Consider the following 17,479-nt stretch of genomic DNA (forward strand, 5'->3'; position numbering starts at 1 on the left):
TTATGAAATTAATTAAGAATCTACCAACCACTAAAGCTAGGTGGTGTGATGTCTTTAAGGTTTAGGTAAACTAATAACTGACCACGGTGGTGTGTTACATGATCCTGGAGTAAATTCATGAGCTGCAATTTTGATTTAGGTCCAGCAAAGAATTTTACAACCTCTTTTAATTCCTGATCTGTGGTGATATTAATGCTGTTGTGTGCGTCATTAAAAGTATGCTGCAATAAATCAATGATTTGCTTTTTATTAAAGCTGTAATAATCTTGTGACGCTGTTTCTGTCTCGCGTCTTGAAAAATAAGTACTGTTTATCCAATTGATATTACCTTGAATATGTAAGAGTTGTTCTTTAAAAGACTTTTGGCGTGTAGTAGGTTTATAGTCATAAAACTCTTCTGGCATCGCCTCAGCAACAGCGATAAGGTAATCGCGTGAGTTGTTCCATTTTTCTAAAAAAGCGCCTTTAACGGTTGTTTGTTGTGCCGTGACGGCAGTGCTTGTAACTAATATGAGAGCTATAATTAACTTTTGCATTTCTAATTTTTAGTATGCTAAAAGTAATTATTTATTTTGTGCTAGATTATTTAAGAATTAACTAGACCAGCAATTATGGCTATTATACCTACCGCAAAGCAGTAGTAAGAGAAGTAATGAAGTTTTGCTTTACGTACTAAGGATATCATCCAGGTACAAGCCAGTAACCCTACTATAAACGCTGCAAAAAAGCCAACAATTAAAGGAGTTGTAGATACATTTTCTATAATAGTGTCACCTTTTACTACATCTAATAAATCCTTTGCGATTTTTCCAAAAATTAATGGAACAACCATTAAGAATGAAAATCGAGCGGCTTTTGCTCTATCATTACCTAGTAATACAGAGGTAGAAATAGTTGCACCACTTCTAGAGATACCTGGTAACATTGCTATGGCTTGTGATGCTCCTATAATTAAGGCATCTTTCCAGCTGACACCTTTCTCTGTTTTCTTTGCGCGGCCTGCTAGAAATAACAGTAAACCAGTAATGATTAACATAAATCCGACTAGAATTATTTTACCTTCAAAAAGTTCTTCCAGTTGTTTCTCAAATAATAAACCTACTATAACGGCAGGTATCATAGATAGAACAATTTTAGAAGCAAATTGAGTCTCTTCATTCCACTTAAAAGCAAAAATACCTTTAAGTAATTCTATAATATCTTTTCTAAAAACGATAATGGTACTTAGCGCTGTGGCAAAATGTACTACCACTGTAAAAAGTAAATTCTCCTCTTTGTTTGCTATATCTGTTCCTAGAACCGCTTTTCCTAATTCTATGTGGCCGCTAGAAGAAACAGGTAAAAACTCGGTTAGTCCTTGAATAACTCCTAAAACAAATGCGTCTATAGTCTCCATTTATTTTTTATCTGGATTTAAAAGAATAGCATACATCTCGATACCAAATCCTGCAAGAACCATCATAGGTGCAAGTCTTATGCGTCTCCACGAAAAAATAGCCTCGTTAAAAACAGCAGGATCTTCACTGCCACCACCAGCCATAAGGGCAAATCCTGTAGCAATGACTACTAGTCCTATTACCATCCATAGATAATTTTTCTTTTTGAAAACAAATTCAAAATTAGGCTTGATATTCTCTTCTGCTTCGGCAGATTCTTGTTTACCAATAGGTTGAGAAGCTTTATGGTAAGATTCTTTAATGATTCCTTTTTTCATTTTTATAATATTGCCATTCTGCATCAATCGCAGAATCTGTTTATCTGTTCTCACTTTTCATTCCCAACCATATAGGTTGAGAAAATTTTACTTTAATCACTCTTTATATAAGCCTACCCTTTAATGCTAGGGAAAGGTTTTGCTTGCTAATAATACAACTGATCTGTTTTTAAATTCAAATAACGTGTCGTTGCAAAAAATGTACTGATCAAACTTATTAATATTCCAAAAACTAGAACGCCTACAAATAAAATAGTCAGCATCTTATAATTCTCTAGTATTTCTAATTCTGGTACAAAACCGTCTGCATAATAAACGACAACAGCTAGTAATCCTAGAGCCAGTATCGCAGCGATTAATCCTAATTTTATGCTAGTCAGTATAAATGGCTTGCGTATAAAACCTTTGGTAGCGCCTACCATTTGCATAGTTTTTATCGTAAACCTTTTTGCATAAACGCTTAATCTTATAGAGCTGTTAATTAATAGAAATGCTATTAAAACAAAGATTCCAGACACGATAAGCATCCAGAAAGAGATGCGCTTTACATTTTTATTAAGTAGTGAAACCAGCGGTTTATCATAGCTTACTTCCTGCACATATTCTTTTGCAGCAAGACGGTCTGCAATTTGTTGTATTTCTATTGCGGTAACAAAATTTGCATTAAGCCTCACATCTATAGAGTTAGGTATAGGGTTAAATCCATCTAATTTTTTAATAAAATCTTCTCCTAGATCTTCTTTGGTACGTTGTGCACCTTCTTCACTACTCACAAAAACAGCATTCTTTGTATAGTCTGCCATTTGTAAGCTCTTCTCTAGTTGTCTCATGTCCACATCCTTTGCGGTGTCCTTAAAATAGATAGACATAGGTACCTGCTCACGGAAATAATCGGCCAGTTTCTGGCTGTTGAGCAAGAAAAAACCTTGAAGACCTAGCATAAAAAGTACCAAAAACAAACTGATCACCACCCAAAAATAGGAGCTGAATAAACGACGTTTTTGATAACTGGACTGTGATGACATAAATTTTACAGCTACTTGAATTGTGATACAAAAATAACAAAGTAACACACCTATAACGATTTCCAGATAGTTATTTTATTTCACAAACGATATAACTTGTTTTTTAGTCTTTAAATTAGGGAGAAAATGGCATATAGATTATGCGCAAAAACCATTTTTTATCTCAAAACTTATTTAATACCACAATTCAGAAACGCTTTAGTATTTTTGCGCCTTATTACAAGAACAAAATATGTTACTCTACGATCACAAAGCAATAGAAGCAAAATGGCAAAAATATTGGGCTACTAATAAGACCTTTAAAGCCAGCAATACATCAGGTAAACCTAAATTCTATGCACTCGATATGTTTCCATACCCTAGTGGTGCTGGACTTCATGTAGGTCATCCCCTAGGTTACATTGCTAGTGATATCGTCTCCCGTTATAAGCGTCACAAGGGTTTTAATGTCCTGCACCCTATGGGATATGATAGTTTTGGACTACCTGCAGAGCAATATGCGATACAGACTGGGCAACATCCTGCAGCGACTACTAAAACTAACATAGAAGGAGGAACTGATAAGTCTGGAAACAAAATTGCTGGATACCGCAATCAGATGGATCGCATCGGTTTTAGTTTTGATTGGGATCGTGAGGTAAGAACTTCTTCTCCAGATTATTATAAATATACACAAGAGATTTTCATCATGCTATTCAATAGCTGGTATGATAAGGACTTAGATAAGGCACAACCTATAAGTTTGTTAGAATCTCGCTTTCGCGAAAGCGGAACAAACAACATCAACGCTGCTACAGACGAAGATTTGAGACAGTTCACGGCGGCAGAGTGGAGCGCGTTTACAGATAAAGAGCAACAAGAGATTTTATTAGATTACAGATTAACCTTTCTAGCAGATACAGAGGTGAACTGGTGTCCAGGATTAGGAACAGTTTTGGCAAATGACGAAATTGTCAATGGTGTTTCAGAACGTGGTGGACATCCTGTAGTGCGCAAGAAAATGCGCCAGTGGATGATGAGAATTAGCGCCTTTGCAGAGCGTTTGTTAACAGGTCTAGAAGGATTAGACTGGGCAGAATCTATTAAAGAAATACAACGCAACTGGATAGGGAAATCTGTCGGTGCGATGGTGTCTTTTCAACTAGATGACCATAAAATAGATGTTTTTACCACTAGACCAGATACTATTTATGGTGTGACATTTATGACACTTGCTCCAGAGCATGAGTTAGTAGATCAAATTACTACTGCGGCACAAAAAGACGCGGTAGAAACTTACAAAAAAGCAACTGCCGCACGTTCAGAAAGAGAACGCATGGCCGATGTGAAGACTATTTCTGGAGTATTTACAGGAGCATATGCTAGGCATCCATTAAGCGGTGAGCAAGTGCCGGTATGGATAGGTGATTATGTGCTTGCAGGTTATGGAACTGGCGCTGTAATGGCAGTACCGTGCGGTGATGAGCGTGATCATGCGTTTGCAAACTATTTTGCTGGTCAAGATGGTATGCCTGTAATTAAAAATATTTTTGAAGGTGTAGATATCAGTGAAGAAGCCTACACGCCAAAAGATAAAACGCCGCTATCTAACAGTGATTTCTTAAACGGAATGAGCTATCAGACTGGTGCTATGGCAGCAGCGATTGAAAAATTAGAAGAAGTAGGCTCTGGAAAAGGAAAAACCAATTACAGATTGCGCGATGCGGTATTTTCTAGACAGCGTTATTGGGGTGAGCCATTTCCAGTATACTACAAAGACGGTTTGCCACAAATGATAGATAGGGAGCACTTGCCTATCGCATTACCAGAGGTAGATGAATATTTACCTACTGAAGATGGCGCGCCGCCACTAGGTCGTGCTACCACCTGGAGCTGGTGTACTCAAGAAAATAAAGTAGTTTCTAACGATGACGATCGTGATTGTGTGTATCCACTAGAATTGAACACCATGCCAGGTTGGGCAGGTAGTTCTTGGTACATGTTTAGATATATGGATGCTAACAATGAAAACGAGATGTTCTCTGCAGAAGCACAAGAATACTGGAATAACGTAGATCTATATATAGGTGGTAGCGAGCATGCAACCGGTCACTTGCTGTACAGTAGATTCTGGGTAAAATTATTACACGATCTAGGTAAAGTCACTGTAGAAGAACCGTTCCAAAAGATGATCAATCAAGGGATGATTCTTGGTGAGAGTGCTTTTGTAAATAGACTTTCAATTAAATTCAAATTTGATTTCGAATTAAAGCTTGGTCTTTTTGAAAAAATGGATAAAGATAAATCGATTGCAATAAAGTTTTCGCAAGAAGGAAATTTGAACACACGATTTGCAGTTTCAGATGGTAAAGGTTTTTTTCCAGATCACGATTATGAAAAAGAAATCGAAAATGCAATTCTAGAAAATTTGGATGGAGATAATTCAAACTTATTCTCTTTTGATAAGTATGATGTAAAAAACGTTGTGTTTAATTACAATGAAGTGAAGATTCATACGGATGTTTCATTAGTAGATAATTACAATAATCTTAATGTAGAAGCCTTTAAAGAATGGCGTCCAGATTATGCAGCAACAGAATTCATTACTGCTGAAGATGGAACATTCAAAGTCTCTAGAGAAGTTGAGAAAATGTCCAAGTCTAAATACAACGTCGTTAGTCCAGATGACATTTGCGATCAGTTTGGAGCAGACACCTTGCGTTTGTACGAGATGTTTTTAGGTCCGCTAGAGCAAGCAAAGCCATGGAATACAGCAGGAATTACCGGAGTGTATGGTTTTATGAAAAAGCTATGGAAACTGTATCATAACGATGCTGGTTTTTCTGTTAGTGATGAAAAAGCATCACCAGATAGCATGAAAACCTTGCACAAGACTATTAAAAAGGTGCAAGATGACATTGAGAACTTTTCATTTAACACCAGTGTAAGTAGTTTTATGATTGCGGTAAACGAGTTAACTGCTCAAAAATGTAACAGTCGTGAGGTGTTAGAGCCGCTTGCTGTTCTAGTATCGCCCTATGCACCGCACATTGCAGAGGAATTATGGTCACTATTAGGTCATAACGAGTCGATAAGTGAAGCGCCTTTCCCAGTGTTTGATGAAAAGCACTTAGTAGAAAGTAGTAAGACTTATCCTATTTCTTTTAACGGTAAAATGAAATTTACACTGGACTTACCAGTAGACGTTTCAAAAGAAGATTTAGAAAAGCTAGTGCTAGATAATGAAAAAGTGCAACAACAACTGGAAGGGAAGCAAATACGTAAAACGATTATTGTGCCTGGTAAGATTGTGAATTTTGTGGTGGGATAAAATTATCGATGTTTTAAAAATTAGAAGAGAATTGTAATGATTCTCTTTTTTTTTTGAAATGTAGCTTTCGCGAAAGCGGTACACTTATCAGATTCACTTTTAAAATAATTAATCATGCAATTAATTTTAATTAGAACGAAAGCTTTTTAAAACCTTTGCAACAAAGGACTTGTGAGGTATCTTTGCACTCCTTTAAAAACAGCTTTTTTTTGACAGAAGTAAATGCCATAGAACGATCTCCTAGTACGTTTAAAAACTACATTGAGATTACTAAACCTAGACTGTCCATAGTGGTGGTGTTTTCATCTATTGCTGGATATTTTCTAGCTACAGACACTTATCAGTGGCAAACCCTTGTTCTTTTATGTATAGGTGGTTATTTTCTAGTGGGTTCTTCAAATGTATTTAATCAGATTATAGAGAAAGATCTAGATGCTTTAATGAAGCGTACTCAAAACAGACCGTTGCCTACTGGGAGAGTGTCTGTTAGAAATGCTTGGATTTACGGTGTGGTAATGGCTTTGAGTGGCATTTATATGTTGTTTTTAATCAATTTTGCTACCGCATTTTTTGGTGCTTTAAGTATCTTACTTTATGCGGCAGTTTATACACCATTAAAAACCAGAACGCCATTATGTGTTTTTGTGGGTGCTTTTCCAGGTGCGATTCCTTATATGCTGGGCTGGGTGGCTGCTAGTGGGAATTTTGGGATTGAGCCGGGAACTTTATTTATGTTGCAGTTTTTTTGGCAATTCCCTCACTTTTGGGCGATAGGATGGATGCTAGAAGACGACTACAAAGCTGGAGGGTTTAAAATGCTACCTACTGGCGCAGCAGATAAAGGTACGGCGGTGCAAATTATTTTATACACCATATGGACTGTTATGATATCTTTGGTGCCTGTTTTTGGTGTAACTGGTGATTTATACATGACGCCTTATAGTGCGGTAATAGTCGGTTTATTAGGAGTGTGGTTTTTATACTACGCGATTAAATTATATAAAGAACGAAGTAACGCTATTGCAAAAAAATTAATGTTAGTAAGTGTTAGTTATATTACACTTATACAGATAATTTATGTGGTAGATAAATTTATAAGATAAAATGATAGATATAACGCAATTGCCTTTTAAAGAGAAGATCGCAAGGTCTAAAAAACAAATGATGTGGTTTGCTATAATGAGTCTTACCATGATGTTTGCTGGCTTAACTAGTGCATATATTATAAGTAGTAGCCGTAGAGACTGGGTTGATGTAGATTTACCTGCAGAATTTTTTTATAGTACCGGTGTTATTTTACTTAGTTCTCTTACTTTATTTCTAGGAAAGAAAGCTTTGAGAAGTAATAATTTATCTGGTGCAGCTATCCTTACTTTTATCACTTTTTTACTGGGAACTGTCTTTGTGATCATGCAATTTATTGCTTTTGGGTCATTAACCGATGCAGGTATTTTCTTTACAGGAAAAGGAAGTAGTGTCGCTGGATCGTTTATTTACATCATGGTAATGGCACACCTCGCTCATATAGTTGCTGGTCTTATATCCCTCACAGTCATTACATTTAAGGCTGTGACAAAAAAATATTCTAAGGAAGAAATGTTAGGTTTTGAGTTAGGAGCAATCTTCTGGCACTTTGTAGATGTGCTATGGATTTTTCTTCTTCTGTTTTTAGTTTTTGCTAAAGATATTTTTTAACCTATTTTTGCAATATATTACAACTAATCTAAAGTTATGGACACAACAGTAGCTACTACTGGTACCGAAGGTCAAAAATGGGGTGGAGCGTCTAAGCCGCTTAACGTCAGCTACGGAAAAATGATGATGTGGTTTTTCATCCTATCGGATGCATTAACCTTCACAGGATTTCTTGCAGCCTACGGTTTCTCGAGATTTAAATTTATAGAAGAATGGCCTATCGCAGATGAGGTATTCAATCACTTCCCATTCTTACATGGCACTGATGCGCCTATGTTTTATGTGGCATTGATGACCTTTATCCTTATTGGTTCTTCGGTTACTATGGTACTTGCAGTAGATGCAGGGCACCACATGAACAAGAAAAAAGTATCGCTCTATATGTTACTAACCATTATAGGTGGTTTTATATTTGTAGGCTCACAAGCCTGGGAATGGAAAAACTTTATCAATGGTGAGTATGGAGCAGTAAAAACTAAAGGTGGTAAAATACTTCAGTTTCTAGATGTAGAAACAGGTAAAAGGGTTGCCTTAAATGAATTTGTCAAAGTAGGTCCTAGAGATGTCGAGACTTATGGTAATAGTGAAGGTATATGGTATACTACATCTGGTGAGTATAACGCTACTTATACTATTGAAGAGGTTAAGAAGGGTTTTGTAGATAATCCTAATGTTACTATAAGAACACAACAGTTAATCGTAAATGAAGAAACTGGTGCTAGTGAAAAACTAGTTCTCTCTAGAGAAGATGCTTTAATTAAATTAAATAAGGATGCTGTAGGTGTAGTAGAAGGTGCAAACCTTACTGAAAATGAATACGGCGCTCCCTTATTTGCAGATTTCTTTTTCTTTATAACAGGATTTCACGGTTTTCACGTTTTCTCTGGTGTAATTTTTAACCTTATTATTTTCTTTAATGTTCTTCTAGGAACTTATGAGAGAAGAGGTAGTTATGAAATGGTAGAGAAAGTTGGTCTCTACTGGCACTTTGTAGATTTAGTATGGGTATTTGTATTTACATTCTTCTACCTAGTATAATTTTTTTAAGACATTAAGATGGCAGATCACGCAGCACACGACGGACATAAATTAGCGATTTTTAGAGGTACTTTAAAGTTTAAATCTAATACGCAAAAGATATGGGGTGTATTAATATTCCTTTCTTTAATAACAATTGTAGAGGTAGCTTTAGGTTACATTAAACCAGATTTTTTAAATGGAAAGATCATAGGCCTCAAATTATTAAACTGGATATTTATTATCCTTACCTTAGTAAAAGCTTATTATATCACATGGGATTTTATGCACATGAGAGATGAGACAAGTGGTTTAAGAAGATCTGTGGTTTGGACTTCAGTTTTCTTAATTATATACTTAATGGTTATTCTTTTAGTAGAAGGTGAATATATTTATCAAGTTTATAAAAATGCAGCTGTAAGTTTTGACTTTTAATAGCTACTCAATAAACATATACAAAAGGACGGTTTTTCCGTCCTTTTTTATACCTCATTTTTAAATAATAATTATGTCTAAATTTCCTGAAGCCGAAGGGATTAAGCAAACCAGTAGGGTAGCAATAATAAGTGTGTTAGTCATACTCTTTGCCCTGCCATTACTCACCTATTTGTTTTTTTTAAATGGAGAACATCATTTTAAAACGCTGACTATTGTTACAGAAAAAGTCTCAAATCTCGATGGTTTTAGAAATCTAGATGGAGATCCTGTATATTTAAAGGACAGTGTCTCTATAATTACATTCTTAGGTGATCAACCTTATAAAAGGTTAGGGTATGTTTCTAATGTAAATGAAAAAGTATACAAGGACTTTCATAAATTTGATGGATTTCAAATGATAAGTATACTCCCAGAAGCAGGGGTAAAAGACATAGAAGAGATCAAACTACAAATGGCAGAAAGTACAGACCTTAATGACTGGCATTTTCTAGTAGGTAGTGATGATGCTATAAATAAATTATTCAATTCTTTTGATTCTAACTTAATTCTTAATAAAGATCTTTCTTCAGACTACGCGTTTATTGTAGATAAACAAATGTCTTTGAGAGGTCGTAATGACGATCCTGAGTTAGGTAGGGTATATGGCTATGATACTTATCTTATCGCAAATCTTAATAAAAGAATGATGGATGACATGAGAGTCTTGCTGGCAGAGTATAGATTTGCATTTAAGAAAAATAGAGACGTTAAAATTCAGAAAAATGAACGATAAGAAAAGCGATACTCCGTACTATATAGGGTTAGGTATCATAATTATTATTTTTGGATACTTTGCTATTACTAACGTCATTCATTATGTAAATAAGGATAAGATAGTAGATAGTAACCGGTCAGAAGATCGCCTGCCTGTAGGAGATAAGTTTCTAAAGAAATTCAATAAAGTCCCAGATTTTAAATTTGTAAATCAAAATGGCGATACTATTACTAACGATTCACTACTCGGTAAGGTGTATGTAATTGATTTTTTCTTTACCACATGTCCTACTATTTGTACTCCTATGAGTATCAACATGTCTAAGATTAGTGAGGCACTGTCGGATTATGAAGATTTTAGAACTATTTCTATCACCATAGATCCAGATCATGATCTGCCTGACGTCTTAAAAGAGTATGCTGCTAAGTATGATGCAAATGATCACTGGCAATTTCTAGTAGGAGATAAAGAGGCTACTTATAAACTAAGTCGTGAAGGGTTTAACGCTTATATAGGCGAGAGTGATGACGAGGCGATACGTTTTGAACACAGTGGCAATTTTGCGTTAGTAGATCGTGATGGTTACATACGCTCTCGTAAAGTGCGTATCGATAAGGATAATGAAAACTGGATATATCACTATAGTGGTGTTCAGGAAAATGATATACCTGCTCAATTAAACGAGATTATTGAAGATGCAGAAACACTTTTAAATAAGTAAAATATGTTAGAGAAAAGAGGTCCCGCTGTAATTATAATTATTTCTATTCTAGTACCGCTAGTAGTTGTTTTTTTAATGCTTATGCCAGAGCGTTATAACTTTTTAGGTATAGAATCAGGTTTGTTACCATTATTTCATGCAGTTATTAATGGTATGACCGCTGTGTTGTTAACGTCAGGTTTTATTCTGATTAAAAAAGGAAGTAGAACAGCGCACAGGTGGGTAATGACCACAGCTTTCTTGTTAAGTGCTGTGTTTTTGGTTAGTTATGTAATTTCTAAAATTAGTAATGATCCAGTATCTTATCCAGATGAAGCACCGCTCAAAGCACTTTATTTATTCATACTTTTAACCCACATCGTTCTTTCTGGTATTATACTGCCATTAGTGTTATACACGATGTATTTTGCATGGAATAAAAAGTTTGAAAAGCATAAAAAGATAGCTCGTTGGACCTTTCCTATCTGGTTATATGTGGCCATTACTGGTGTTCTAGTGTATGCTTTTATGCAACCTTACTATTAATATTTTACTATGAAAAAGATATTTATTCTAGTTATTGTTTTTAGTTTTCCCGCTTTCGCGAAAGCGCAATGCGCCATGTGCCGTGCTGTTATAGAAAGCTCTGGAGATACCGCAGCTGCTGAAGGGCTTAACAACGGAATCACCTATTTAATGGTCTTTCCATACCTGTTAGTAGGTGCTATTATTTACATGATATATAAGAACACCCAAAAGGGTTCTAAGGATATCGAGTCATAATTATTTGTAAGTTTTATCTATAGAGATTCAAAATAGAGGTAGATTGTAGGATATTAACATTTTATTATAATCTTTAGTGTAACAAGTGTGCAACTTTATAGCCTTATAGAAATAGGCCATTTAATTAGGTTTCATAAACACCACCGATGATCGAAATTACTAATCTGCAAAAGTCTTACGTTACAGGAAACACCTCATTACACGTTTTAAAAGGTATCGATTTTTCTGTAAAAGAAGGTGAGTTAGTTTCCATAATGGGGTCTTCAGGATCTGGAAAATCTACGTTACTCAATATTCTAGGTATGCTAGATGAGGCAGACCAAGGCTCCTACACGCTCGATAATACTCCTATAAAAAACTTAAATGAAAAAATTGCTGCTCAATACCGCAACAAGTTCTTAGGGTTTATTTTTCAATCTTTTAATTTGATTAATTATAAGACGGCCGTTGATAATGTGGCCTTGCCACTTTATTATCAGAAAGTAGGTCGTAAAGAACGAGATGAAAAAGCCATGCATTATCTAGAGAAAGTAGGTCTTGCAGACTGGGCAAATCACTTGCCTAATCAACTTTCTGGAGGTCAGAAACAACGAGTGGCCATAGCACGTGCTCTTGCTAGTGATCCTAAAGTGTTACTTGCCGATGAGCCTACTGGAGCTCTAGATACCAAAACTTCTTATGAGGTTATGGAGCTTATTCAAGGTATTAATGAAGAAGGTAGAACCATTCTCATTGTAACACACGAACCTGATATAGCCGAAATGACTAAACGTGTGGTGAATCTTAAAGATGGTAGAATTATAGATGATAGATTAGTAAATCAGGTTAAAGCATCTGCTCATGTTTAATATCGAGAGATGGCAAGAAATCTTTGAAACCATTAGTAAAAATAAGTTACGTACTTTTTTAACAAGCCTTTCTGTAGCCGCTGGTATTTTTATATTAGTAATTTTATTAGGCTTTTCGTCTGGTATAGAAAATGGGGTTCGTGCTCAGTTTGAGGGTGATGCTACTAATCGCATTCAAGTAAGTACACGAACTACTACCAAAGGATACAACGGTCTCAATCCTGGTAGAAGACTACAAATGACTAATTCTGACTATGAGACTCTTAATAGGAAGTATGAGGATCAAATAGAATATAAGACAAGCCTTTATAATACTTGGGGTGGAGAGATCAATTACAAAGAAAAACAAGGTAGTTACCGCATAGAAGGAGCGTTTCCAGATCAACAATTTATTGAAAATGCAACTTTAACTCAGGGACGTTTCTTGAGTCAGTCCGATGTGGACGAGTCTCGTAAAGTTGCCGTGTTAGGATATCAAATGAAGGAAGATCTTTTTTCTGATACGGATCCTATTGGAGAAATTATTTTAGTGAACAACAACATTAATTTTACTGTGGTAGGTGTTTATACAGATCCTGGTGGTACAAGAGAAGAGACTAGGTTGTTTATTCCCATGACCACCGCTCAAAAAGTATTTAACGCAGGGGAGAACATTAACCGTATTGCTTATACAGTTAAAATGAGTGACAACTTTGATGAAGCTGTGGCTCTTAGTGCTGCAATGACGCAATCTATAGATCTAGATTTAAGAACAAAATTTAGTGTTGCTCCAGACGATAGGATCGCTGTAAGAGTGAACGATACGCTCGAAGAGGCAAAAAAAATCTATAGCTTAATCGACACCATAAGAATGGTCTTTTGGTTTATAGGTATAGGTACTATTATTGCTGGTATAGTAGGAGTAGGAAATATCATGTTGATAGTTGTTAAAGAGAGAACAAAAGAGATAGGGATACGTAAAGCACTAGGTGCATTACCTAGTGAAATTATATGGATGATTTTACAAGAGTCTATCTTTATAACTGCACTTTCTGGATTGATAGGTCTGTTTGCTGGTGTGGGATTATTACAGTTAATTGCGCCATATGCCGAGACCGACTTTATAAACAATCCTACAGTAGATTTCACAACTTCTATAACTACGGTAATTATCCTAATTGTTGCAGGAACATTAGCTGGTTTTATTCCTGCTAGAAGAGCAGCAAATATTAAACCTATAGAAGCCTTAAGAGACGAGTAATATGTTCAATAGAGATCGCTGGATAGAAATAATAGAAGCACTTAATGCTAATAAGTTGAGAACATTGCTCACTGCTTTTGGTGTGTTTTGGGGAATTTTTATTTTAGTAGCATTGCTAGCGTTAACTAATGGGTTGAGAAATGGTGCCACTGCAAATTTTGCAAATAGTGCGACTAACTCTATGTTTATGTGGGGACAACGTACTTCAGTACCTTATAAGGGCATGAATAAAGGACGTAGGGTTCAGTTTAAACTTGTAGATGTGGAAGTGCTTAAAGAAAAAATGCCTTCACTTAAATATGTCTCACCTAGACAGCAATTAGGCGGTTATCAAGGAGCAAATAATGTTACTCGTCGTGAAAAAACTGGTGCGTTCCAGGTAAATGGTGATTACCCAGAATACATTTACCAACAATATATGGATATTGTAAAGGGTAGGTGGCTCAACTACTCTGATATTCAAAAAGAAATGAAAAGTGCTGTAATAGGTACTGATGTCGTAAAATCACTTTATGATATAGGTGAGGAGCCTATAGGAACGTATATAAAAGTACAAGGTGTAAACTTTAAGGTAGTAGGTGTTTTTGAAAACCCAAATACACAAGGAAATAGCGAGGAAGAGGCAAATACTATTTTTATTCCATTTACATCATTTGCCAAAGCCTTTAATACTGCTGATAATGTACAGTGGATGGCCATAACTGCTCATGATAAAGTAAGCATAACAGATGTTAAAAGGCAAGTTCTTAGCATTATGAGAGAACAACGCAGCGTCCATCCAGATGATAAACGTGCTATAGGTAATTTTGATAGAGCAGAGTTATTTGCAAAATTTACTGGGTTATTTGATATCCTTTCTTTTGTAGGATACTTTGTAGGAGCACTGGTACTGCTTTCTGGCGGTATAGGTATTTCTAACATCATGCTCATTGTAGTTAAGGAACGTACTAATGAGATAGGTGTGCGTCGTGCATTAGGTGCTACTCCTTGGGATATAAAATCACAAATTTTGCAAGAATCCATAGTTTTGACTTTGATTTCAGGTCTTGCAGGAATTGCATTTTCGGCAGGACTCATCTGGTTAATGAATTATTTTCTTGATAATAATGGACCAGTAGAAAACTTTGCAAATCCTTCTGTGAATATTGTCGTAGTCGTTATTGCTTTAATCATATTAAGTGTAGCTGGACTACTCGCAGGTTTTATACCGGCTTCTAGGGCTACTACTATGAAACCGGTAGACGCATTAAGAACCGAATAAAATAAAACATCAACTAACAAACTATAAATGAAACGTACAGGAACCGTAATTACATTATTAGTAATTTTACTCTTAGCAGCAGCAGGAATCTGGTATATCTATACTAAAGATCTTGAGGATCCTATGGAGTATAAAACAGAGCAAGCCGAGAAAAAGACCATTCTAAAGGAAACAGTTGCTACAGGTAGTATAGTCCCTAAAGAGGAGGTGAATATTAAACCTAATATTTCTGGTGTGATTGATAAAATACACGTAGAAGCTGGTGATTATATAGAGGCTGGTGATTTAATAGCAGATATTAAAGTAGTTCCTAATGTGAGTTCTCTTACTAATGCAAAAAATAATATTGCAGGACAGCGTACAGCGGTAGAAACTGCAAAACTTGCTAGAGATAATCAAAAAGCAATTTACGACAGACAGAAAGAACTTTTTGATAAAGGAGTAATCGCAGCAAATGATTTTGATCTAGCGCAAAACGCATACAATAATGCGGTGCAACGGTATAAGCAAGAACAAGTAAGCTTAACCAGTTCATTGCAAAATTATGACATCATTAGAACAGGAACTACCACTGGATTAGGTAAATATGCTAACACAAGTGTACGCGCAACTGTATCTGGTATGGTGCTCGATGTGCCGGTAAAAGAAGGAAATCAAGTTATCGAAGCAAATAACTTTAATGACGGCACTTCTATCGCAGTAATTGCAGATGTTAAAAAAATGATTTTTGAAGGAAAAGTGGATGAGAGTGAAGTTGGGAAAATAAAGGAAGGCCTGCCGCTAGAGATTACAGTAGGGGCTTATAATAACAAGAAATTTGATGCCGTATTAGACTATATCGCGCCCAAAGGTATTACAGAGAATGGAGCAATACAATTTGCCATAAAGGGAACATTAAAAACTGTTGCGCAAGATTCTACATTTGTACGTGCAGGACTTAGCGCAAATGCAAGTATTATCTTAGATCGAGTTACTGATGTGCTAGCGATCAAAGAAGCCCTTGTGCAATACGATCCTAAAACTAAAAAACCTTTTATAGAAATTCAGACTGGTGATCAAGAATTTGAAAGAAGAGACGTAGAATTAGGTTTAAGTGACGGTATCAACGTAGAGATTAGAAGCGGTGTCACAGAGTCAGATGAAATTAAAGTATGGAATCCACTTAAAGCTCCTATAGGAAGAAGAAATTAATAGGGAACCTATAATTTTTGTAACAAATTACATTTTAGATCTACATATAGACATTATCACATTATGAAGAAGTTAATAATTTGCAGCATTGTTCTTTTAAGTTTCGCTTTCGCGAAAGCGCAATCATCAAAAACCTGGACCCTGCAAGAATGTGTCCAGTATGCAGTTAAGAATAATATAGACATAAAGCAAGCTGACCTGAGTACAGAAGTTGCAAAGTTAGATAAGAAAGATGCCTTAGGCTCCTTCTTGCCTTCACTTAATGCCAGTGCTAGTAATTCATGGAATACTGGTCTTACTCAAAATATTACAACTGGAGTTTTACAAACTCAAACCACACGTAACTCTTCTTATGGAATTTCGTCTGGTGTTACCTTGTTCGATGGTTGGGCAAATGTGTATAGATTACAAAGAGCAAAAATGAGTATTCTAGCAAGAGAATATAATTCTGAGCTAATAGAGGATAACATCTTGCTCAATGTAGCAAACTCTTACCTAAATGTTCTTTTTAACAAAGAGAATTTAAAGCGATTAGAGACGCAACATGTACAGACTAAGGCTCAAATAGATCTTACATCTCAACTAGTGGAAGCAGGTTCTTTGCCACGCGGTGATTTATTAGAAATAGTAGCGACCTATGCAAATGAAGAACAACAAATTATAGCTGCTACTAACAATATTATAAACTCTAGAATTGCTTTAGCTCAAATACTAAATTTTGAGAATTATACTAATTTTGACGTTCAGGATCCTAATTTAAGTACTCCTAATGGTTTTGTACTAGATCAGGCCGTAGCAGATATTTATGAGAATGCACGCTCAAAAAGATTTGAAGTGAAAATAGCTGAACAAAACACCTTGTTAGCTGAGCAAGATTATAAAATAGCAAAGGCAGCCGTTTTACCGAGACTTTCAGCTTTCTTTAATTATAATACAAGAGAGTCAGGACAGGGTAATTTTAATTCCTTTTTAGATCCTGATGCGCCTACTAGACAGATAGGTATCGTAGAAGGGACTAACCAGAGTGTTGTTGCTCCTAACTTTACATCTACAATAGGTAACGCAGATCCATTCTTTGATCAGTTATCTCGCAATGACGGTATTTCTTATGGGTTAAGTCTTAGTGTACCTATTTTTAACGGTTGGTCTGTGAGCAATAATATAGCACGCAGCAAGATAAATGTAGAGAATAGTAAGCTTACCGAAGACCAGACTAAACTGACTCTAAAACGTAATATTTATCAAGCATATAATGATGCAAATGGCTCTAAGGCGGCTTATGAAAGTGCAGTGACAGCGCTAGAGGCTAGAGAACAAGCATTTGAGTATGCTAGAGAACGCTATAATGTAGGCCTTATGAACGCCTTTGACTTTAATCAGGCACAGACCGCGCTTACTAACGCGCAAAGTTCTTTATTAAGCAATAAATACGATTATATTTTCAAGCTAAAAATATTGGAATTATTCAATGGTATAGCTCCAGAAGAAGTAAAACTTTAAAAT

18 protein-coding genes are annotated in these 17,479 nt (G+C 35.8%); 14 read left to right on the forward strand and 4 right to left on the reverse strand.

Features of this window, described 5'->3' with window-relative positions; translation table 11 throughout:
- Nucleotides 1-20: 20 nt before the first annotated feature.
- The 4 genes from Q0838_RS05470 to Q0838_RS05485 form a co-directional block, all read right to left on the reverse strand.
- Nucleotides 21-536, reverse strand: coding sequence for a DinB family protein (locus Q0838_RS05470; protein ID WP_298952205.1), 516 nt, complete (start codon nucleotides 534-536; stop codon nucleotides 21-23).
- Nucleotides 537-586: 50 nt separating this feature from the next.
- Nucleotides 587-1,396: an undecaprenyl-diphosphate phosphatase gene (locus Q0838_RS05475; RefSeq protein WP_298952206.1), complete on the reverse strand. Its 810-nt coding sequence runs from the start codon at nucleotides 1,394-1,396 to the stop codon at nucleotides 587-589.
- Nucleotides 1,397-1,714: a DUF3098 domain-containing protein gene (locus Q0838_RS05480; RefSeq protein ID WP_298952207.1), complete on the reverse strand. Its 318-nt coding sequence runs from the start codon at nucleotides 1,712-1,714 to the stop codon at nucleotides 1,397-1,399.
- Between the two features lie 146 nt (nucleotides 1,715-1,860).
- Nucleotides 1,861-2,739, reverse strand: a complete 879-nt coding sequence (locus tag Q0838_RS05485; RefSeq protein WP_298952208.1) for a permease-like cell division protein FtsX — start codon at nucleotides 2,737-2,739, stop codon at nucleotides 1,861-1,863.
- A gap of 232 nt (nucleotides 2,740-2,971) precedes the next feature.
- On the opposite strand from Q0838_RS05485, the gene Q0838_RS05490 reads away from it, so the two are divergent.
- The 14 genes from Q0838_RS05490 (at nucleotide 2,972) to Q0838_RS05555 (ending at nucleotide 17,476) form a co-directional block, all read left to right on the forward strand.
- Nucleotides 2,972-6,049 (forward strand): class I tRNA ligase family protein, encoded by a 3,078-nt coding sequence (locus Q0838_RS05490; protein WP_298952209.1) that lies wholly within the window; start codon nucleotides 2,972-2,974, stop codon nucleotides 6,047-6,049.
- 209 nt (nucleotides 6,050-6,258) lie between these two features.
- A complete protein-coding gene (gene cyoE / locus Q0838_RS05495) occupies nucleotides 6,259-7,152 on the forward strand; it encodes a heme o synthase (RefSeq protein ID WP_298952210.1) in 894 nt (297 codons plus the stop codon).
- 1 nt (nucleotide 7,153) lies between these two features.
- Nucleotides 7,154-7,744: a cytochrome c oxidase subunit 3 gene (locus Q0838_RS05500; protein ID WP_298952211.1), complete on the forward strand. Its 591-nt coding sequence runs from the start codon at nucleotides 7,154-7,156 to the stop codon at nucleotides 7,742-7,744.
- Nucleotides 7,745-7,780: 36 nt separating this feature from the next.
- Nucleotides 7,781-8,782, forward strand: a complete 1,002-nt coding sequence (locus Q0838_RS05505; protein WP_298952213.1) for a cytochrome c oxidase subunit 3 — start codon at nucleotides 7,781-7,783, stop codon at nucleotides 8,780-8,782.
- A gap of 18 nt (nucleotides 8,783-8,800) precedes the next feature.
- Entirely contained in the window at nucleotides 8,801-9,196 is a 396-nt protein-coding gene (locus Q0838_RS05510) for a cytochrome C oxidase subunit IV family protein (protein ID WP_298952214.1), read from the forward strand.
- Nucleotides 9,197-9,269: 73 nt separating this feature from the next.
- Entirely contained in the window at nucleotides 9,270-9,971 is a 702-nt protein-coding gene (locus tag Q0838_RS05515; protein WP_298952215.1) for a membrane or secreted protein, read from the forward strand.
- Entirely contained in the window at nucleotides 9,961-10,674 is a 714-nt protein-coding gene (locus Q0838_RS05520) for an SCO family protein (RefSeq protein ID WP_298952216.1), read from the forward strand. Before Q0838_RS05515 ends, Q0838_RS05520 begins: the two co-directional genes overlap by 11 nt.
- 3 nt (nucleotides 10,675-10,677) lie before the next feature.
- The gene (locus Q0838_RS05525) at nucleotides 10,678-11,199 is read left to right on the forward strand and encodes a DUF420 domain-containing protein (RefSeq protein ID WP_298952217.1); all 522 of its coding nucleotides are present in this window, start codon (nucleotides 10,678-10,680) and stop codon (nucleotides 11,197-11,199) included.
- Between the two features lie 9 nt (nucleotides 11,200-11,208).
- The gene (locus Q0838_RS05530) at nucleotides 11,209-11,436 is read left to right on the forward strand and encodes a hypothetical protein (RefSeq protein ID WP_298952218.1); all 228 of its coding nucleotides are present in this window, start codon (nucleotides 11,209-11,211) and stop codon (nucleotides 11,434-11,436) included.
- Between the two features lie 146 nt (nucleotides 11,437-11,582).
- A complete protein-coding gene (locus Q0838_RS05535) occupies nucleotides 11,583-12,284 on the forward strand; it encodes an ABC transporter ATP-binding protein (RefSeq protein WP_298952219.1) in 702 nt (233 codons plus the stop codon).
- Complete coding sequence (locus Q0838_RS05540) at nucleotides 12,277-13,524, forward strand: ABC transporter permease (RefSeq protein WP_298952220.1); 1,248 nt, start codon at nucleotides 12,277-12,279, stop codon at nucleotides 13,522-13,524. Before Q0838_RS05535 ends, Q0838_RS05540 begins: the two co-directional genes overlap by 8 nt.
- A 1-nt stretch (nucleotide 13,525) precedes the next feature.
- A complete protein-coding gene (locus Q0838_RS05545; RefSeq protein WP_298952221.1) occupies nucleotides 13,526-14,785 on the forward strand; it encodes an ABC transporter permease in 1,260 nt (419 codons plus the stop codon).
- A 27-nt stretch (nucleotides 14,786-14,812) separates the two neighbouring features.
- Complete coding sequence (locus tag Q0838_RS05550) at nucleotides 14,813-15,976, forward strand: HlyD family efflux transporter periplasmic adaptor subunit (protein ID WP_298952222.1); 1,164 nt, start codon at nucleotides 14,813-14,815, stop codon at nucleotides 15,974-15,976.
- A 63-nt stretch (nucleotides 15,977-16,039) separates the two neighbouring features.
- Entirely contained in the window at nucleotides 16,040-17,476 is a 1,437-nt protein-coding gene (locus tag Q0838_RS05555) for a TolC family protein (protein ID WP_298952223.1), read from the forward strand.
- The last annotated feature ends 3 nt before the right edge of the window (nucleotides 17,477-17,479 follow it).

Source organism: uncultured Nonlabens sp., from assembly GCF_947495285.1.
GTDB lineage: Bacteria > Bacteroidota > Bacteroidia > Flavobacteriales > Flavobacteriaceae > Nonlabens.

What these genes read in the sequence shown, in the direction of transcription:
- Q0838_RS05470 (WP_298952205.1), bottom strand. Translation starts at nt 536, where the DNA reads ATGCAAAAGTTAATTATAGCTCTCATATTAGTTACAAGCACTGCCGTC.
- Q0838_RS05475 (WP_298952206.1), bottom strand. Translation starts at nt 1,396, where the DNA reads ATGGAGACTATAGACGCATTTGTTTTAGGAGTTATTCAAGGACTAACC.
- Q0838_RS05480 (WP_298952207.1), bottom strand. Translation starts at nt 1,714, where the DNA reads ATGAAAAAAGGAATCATTAAAGAATCTTACCATAAAGCTTCTCAACCT.
- Q0838_RS05485 (WP_298952208.1), bottom strand. Translation starts at nt 2,739, where the DNA reads ATGTCATCACAGTCCAGTTATCAAAAACGTCGTTTATTCAGCTCCTAT.
- Q0838_RS05490 (WP_298952209.1), top strand. Translation starts at nt 2,972, where the DNA reads ATGTTACTCTACGATCACAAAGCAATAGAAGCAAAATGGCAAAAATAT.
- Q0838_RS05500 (WP_298952211.1), top strand. Translation starts at nt 7,154, where the DNA reads ATGATAGATATAACGCAATTGCCTTTTAAAGAGAAGATCGCAAGGTCT.
- Q0838_RS05505 (WP_298952213.1), top strand. Translation starts at nt 7,781, where the DNA reads ATGGACACAACAGTAGCTACTACTGGTACCGAAGGTCAAAAATGGGGT.
- Q0838_RS05510 (WP_298952214.1), top strand. Translation starts at nt 8,801, where the DNA reads ATGGCAGATCACGCAGCACACGACGGACATAAATTAGCGATTTTTAGA.
- Q0838_RS05515 (WP_298952215.1), top strand. Translation starts at nt 9,270, where the DNA reads ATGTCTAAATTTCCTGAAGCCGAAGGGATTAAGCAAACCAGTAGGGTA.
- Q0838_RS05520 (WP_298952216.1), top strand. Translation starts at nt 9,961, where the DNA reads ATGAACGATAAGAAAAGCGATACTCCGTACTATATAGGGTTAGGTATC.
- Q0838_RS05525 (WP_298952217.1), top strand. Translation starts at nt 10,678, where the DNA reads ATGTTAGAGAAAAGAGGTCCCGCTGTAATTATAATTATTTCTATTCTA.
- Q0838_RS05530 (WP_298952218.1), top strand. Translation starts at nt 11,209, where the DNA reads ATGAAAAAGATATTTATTCTAGTTATTGTTTTTAGTTTTCCCGCTTTC.
- Q0838_RS05535 (WP_298952219.1), top strand. Translation starts at nt 11,583, where the DNA reads ATGATCGAAATTACTAATCTGCAAAAGTCTTACGTTACAGGAAACACC.
- Q0838_RS05540 (WP_298952220.1), top strand. Translation starts at nt 12,277, where the DNA reads ATGTTTAATATCGAGAGATGGCAAGAAATCTTTGAAACCATTAGTAAA.
- Q0838_RS05545 (WP_298952221.1), top strand. Translation starts at nt 13,526, where the DNA reads ATGTTCAATAGAGATCGCTGGATAGAAATAATAGAAGCACTTAATGCT.
- Q0838_RS05550 (WP_298952222.1), top strand. Translation starts at nt 14,813, where the DNA reads ATGAAACGTACAGGAACCGTAATTACATTATTAGTAATTTTACTCTTA.
- Q0838_RS05555 (WP_298952223.1), top strand. Translation starts at nt 16,040, where the DNA reads ATGAAGAAGTTAATAATTTGCAGCATTGTTCTTTTAAGTTTCGCTTTC.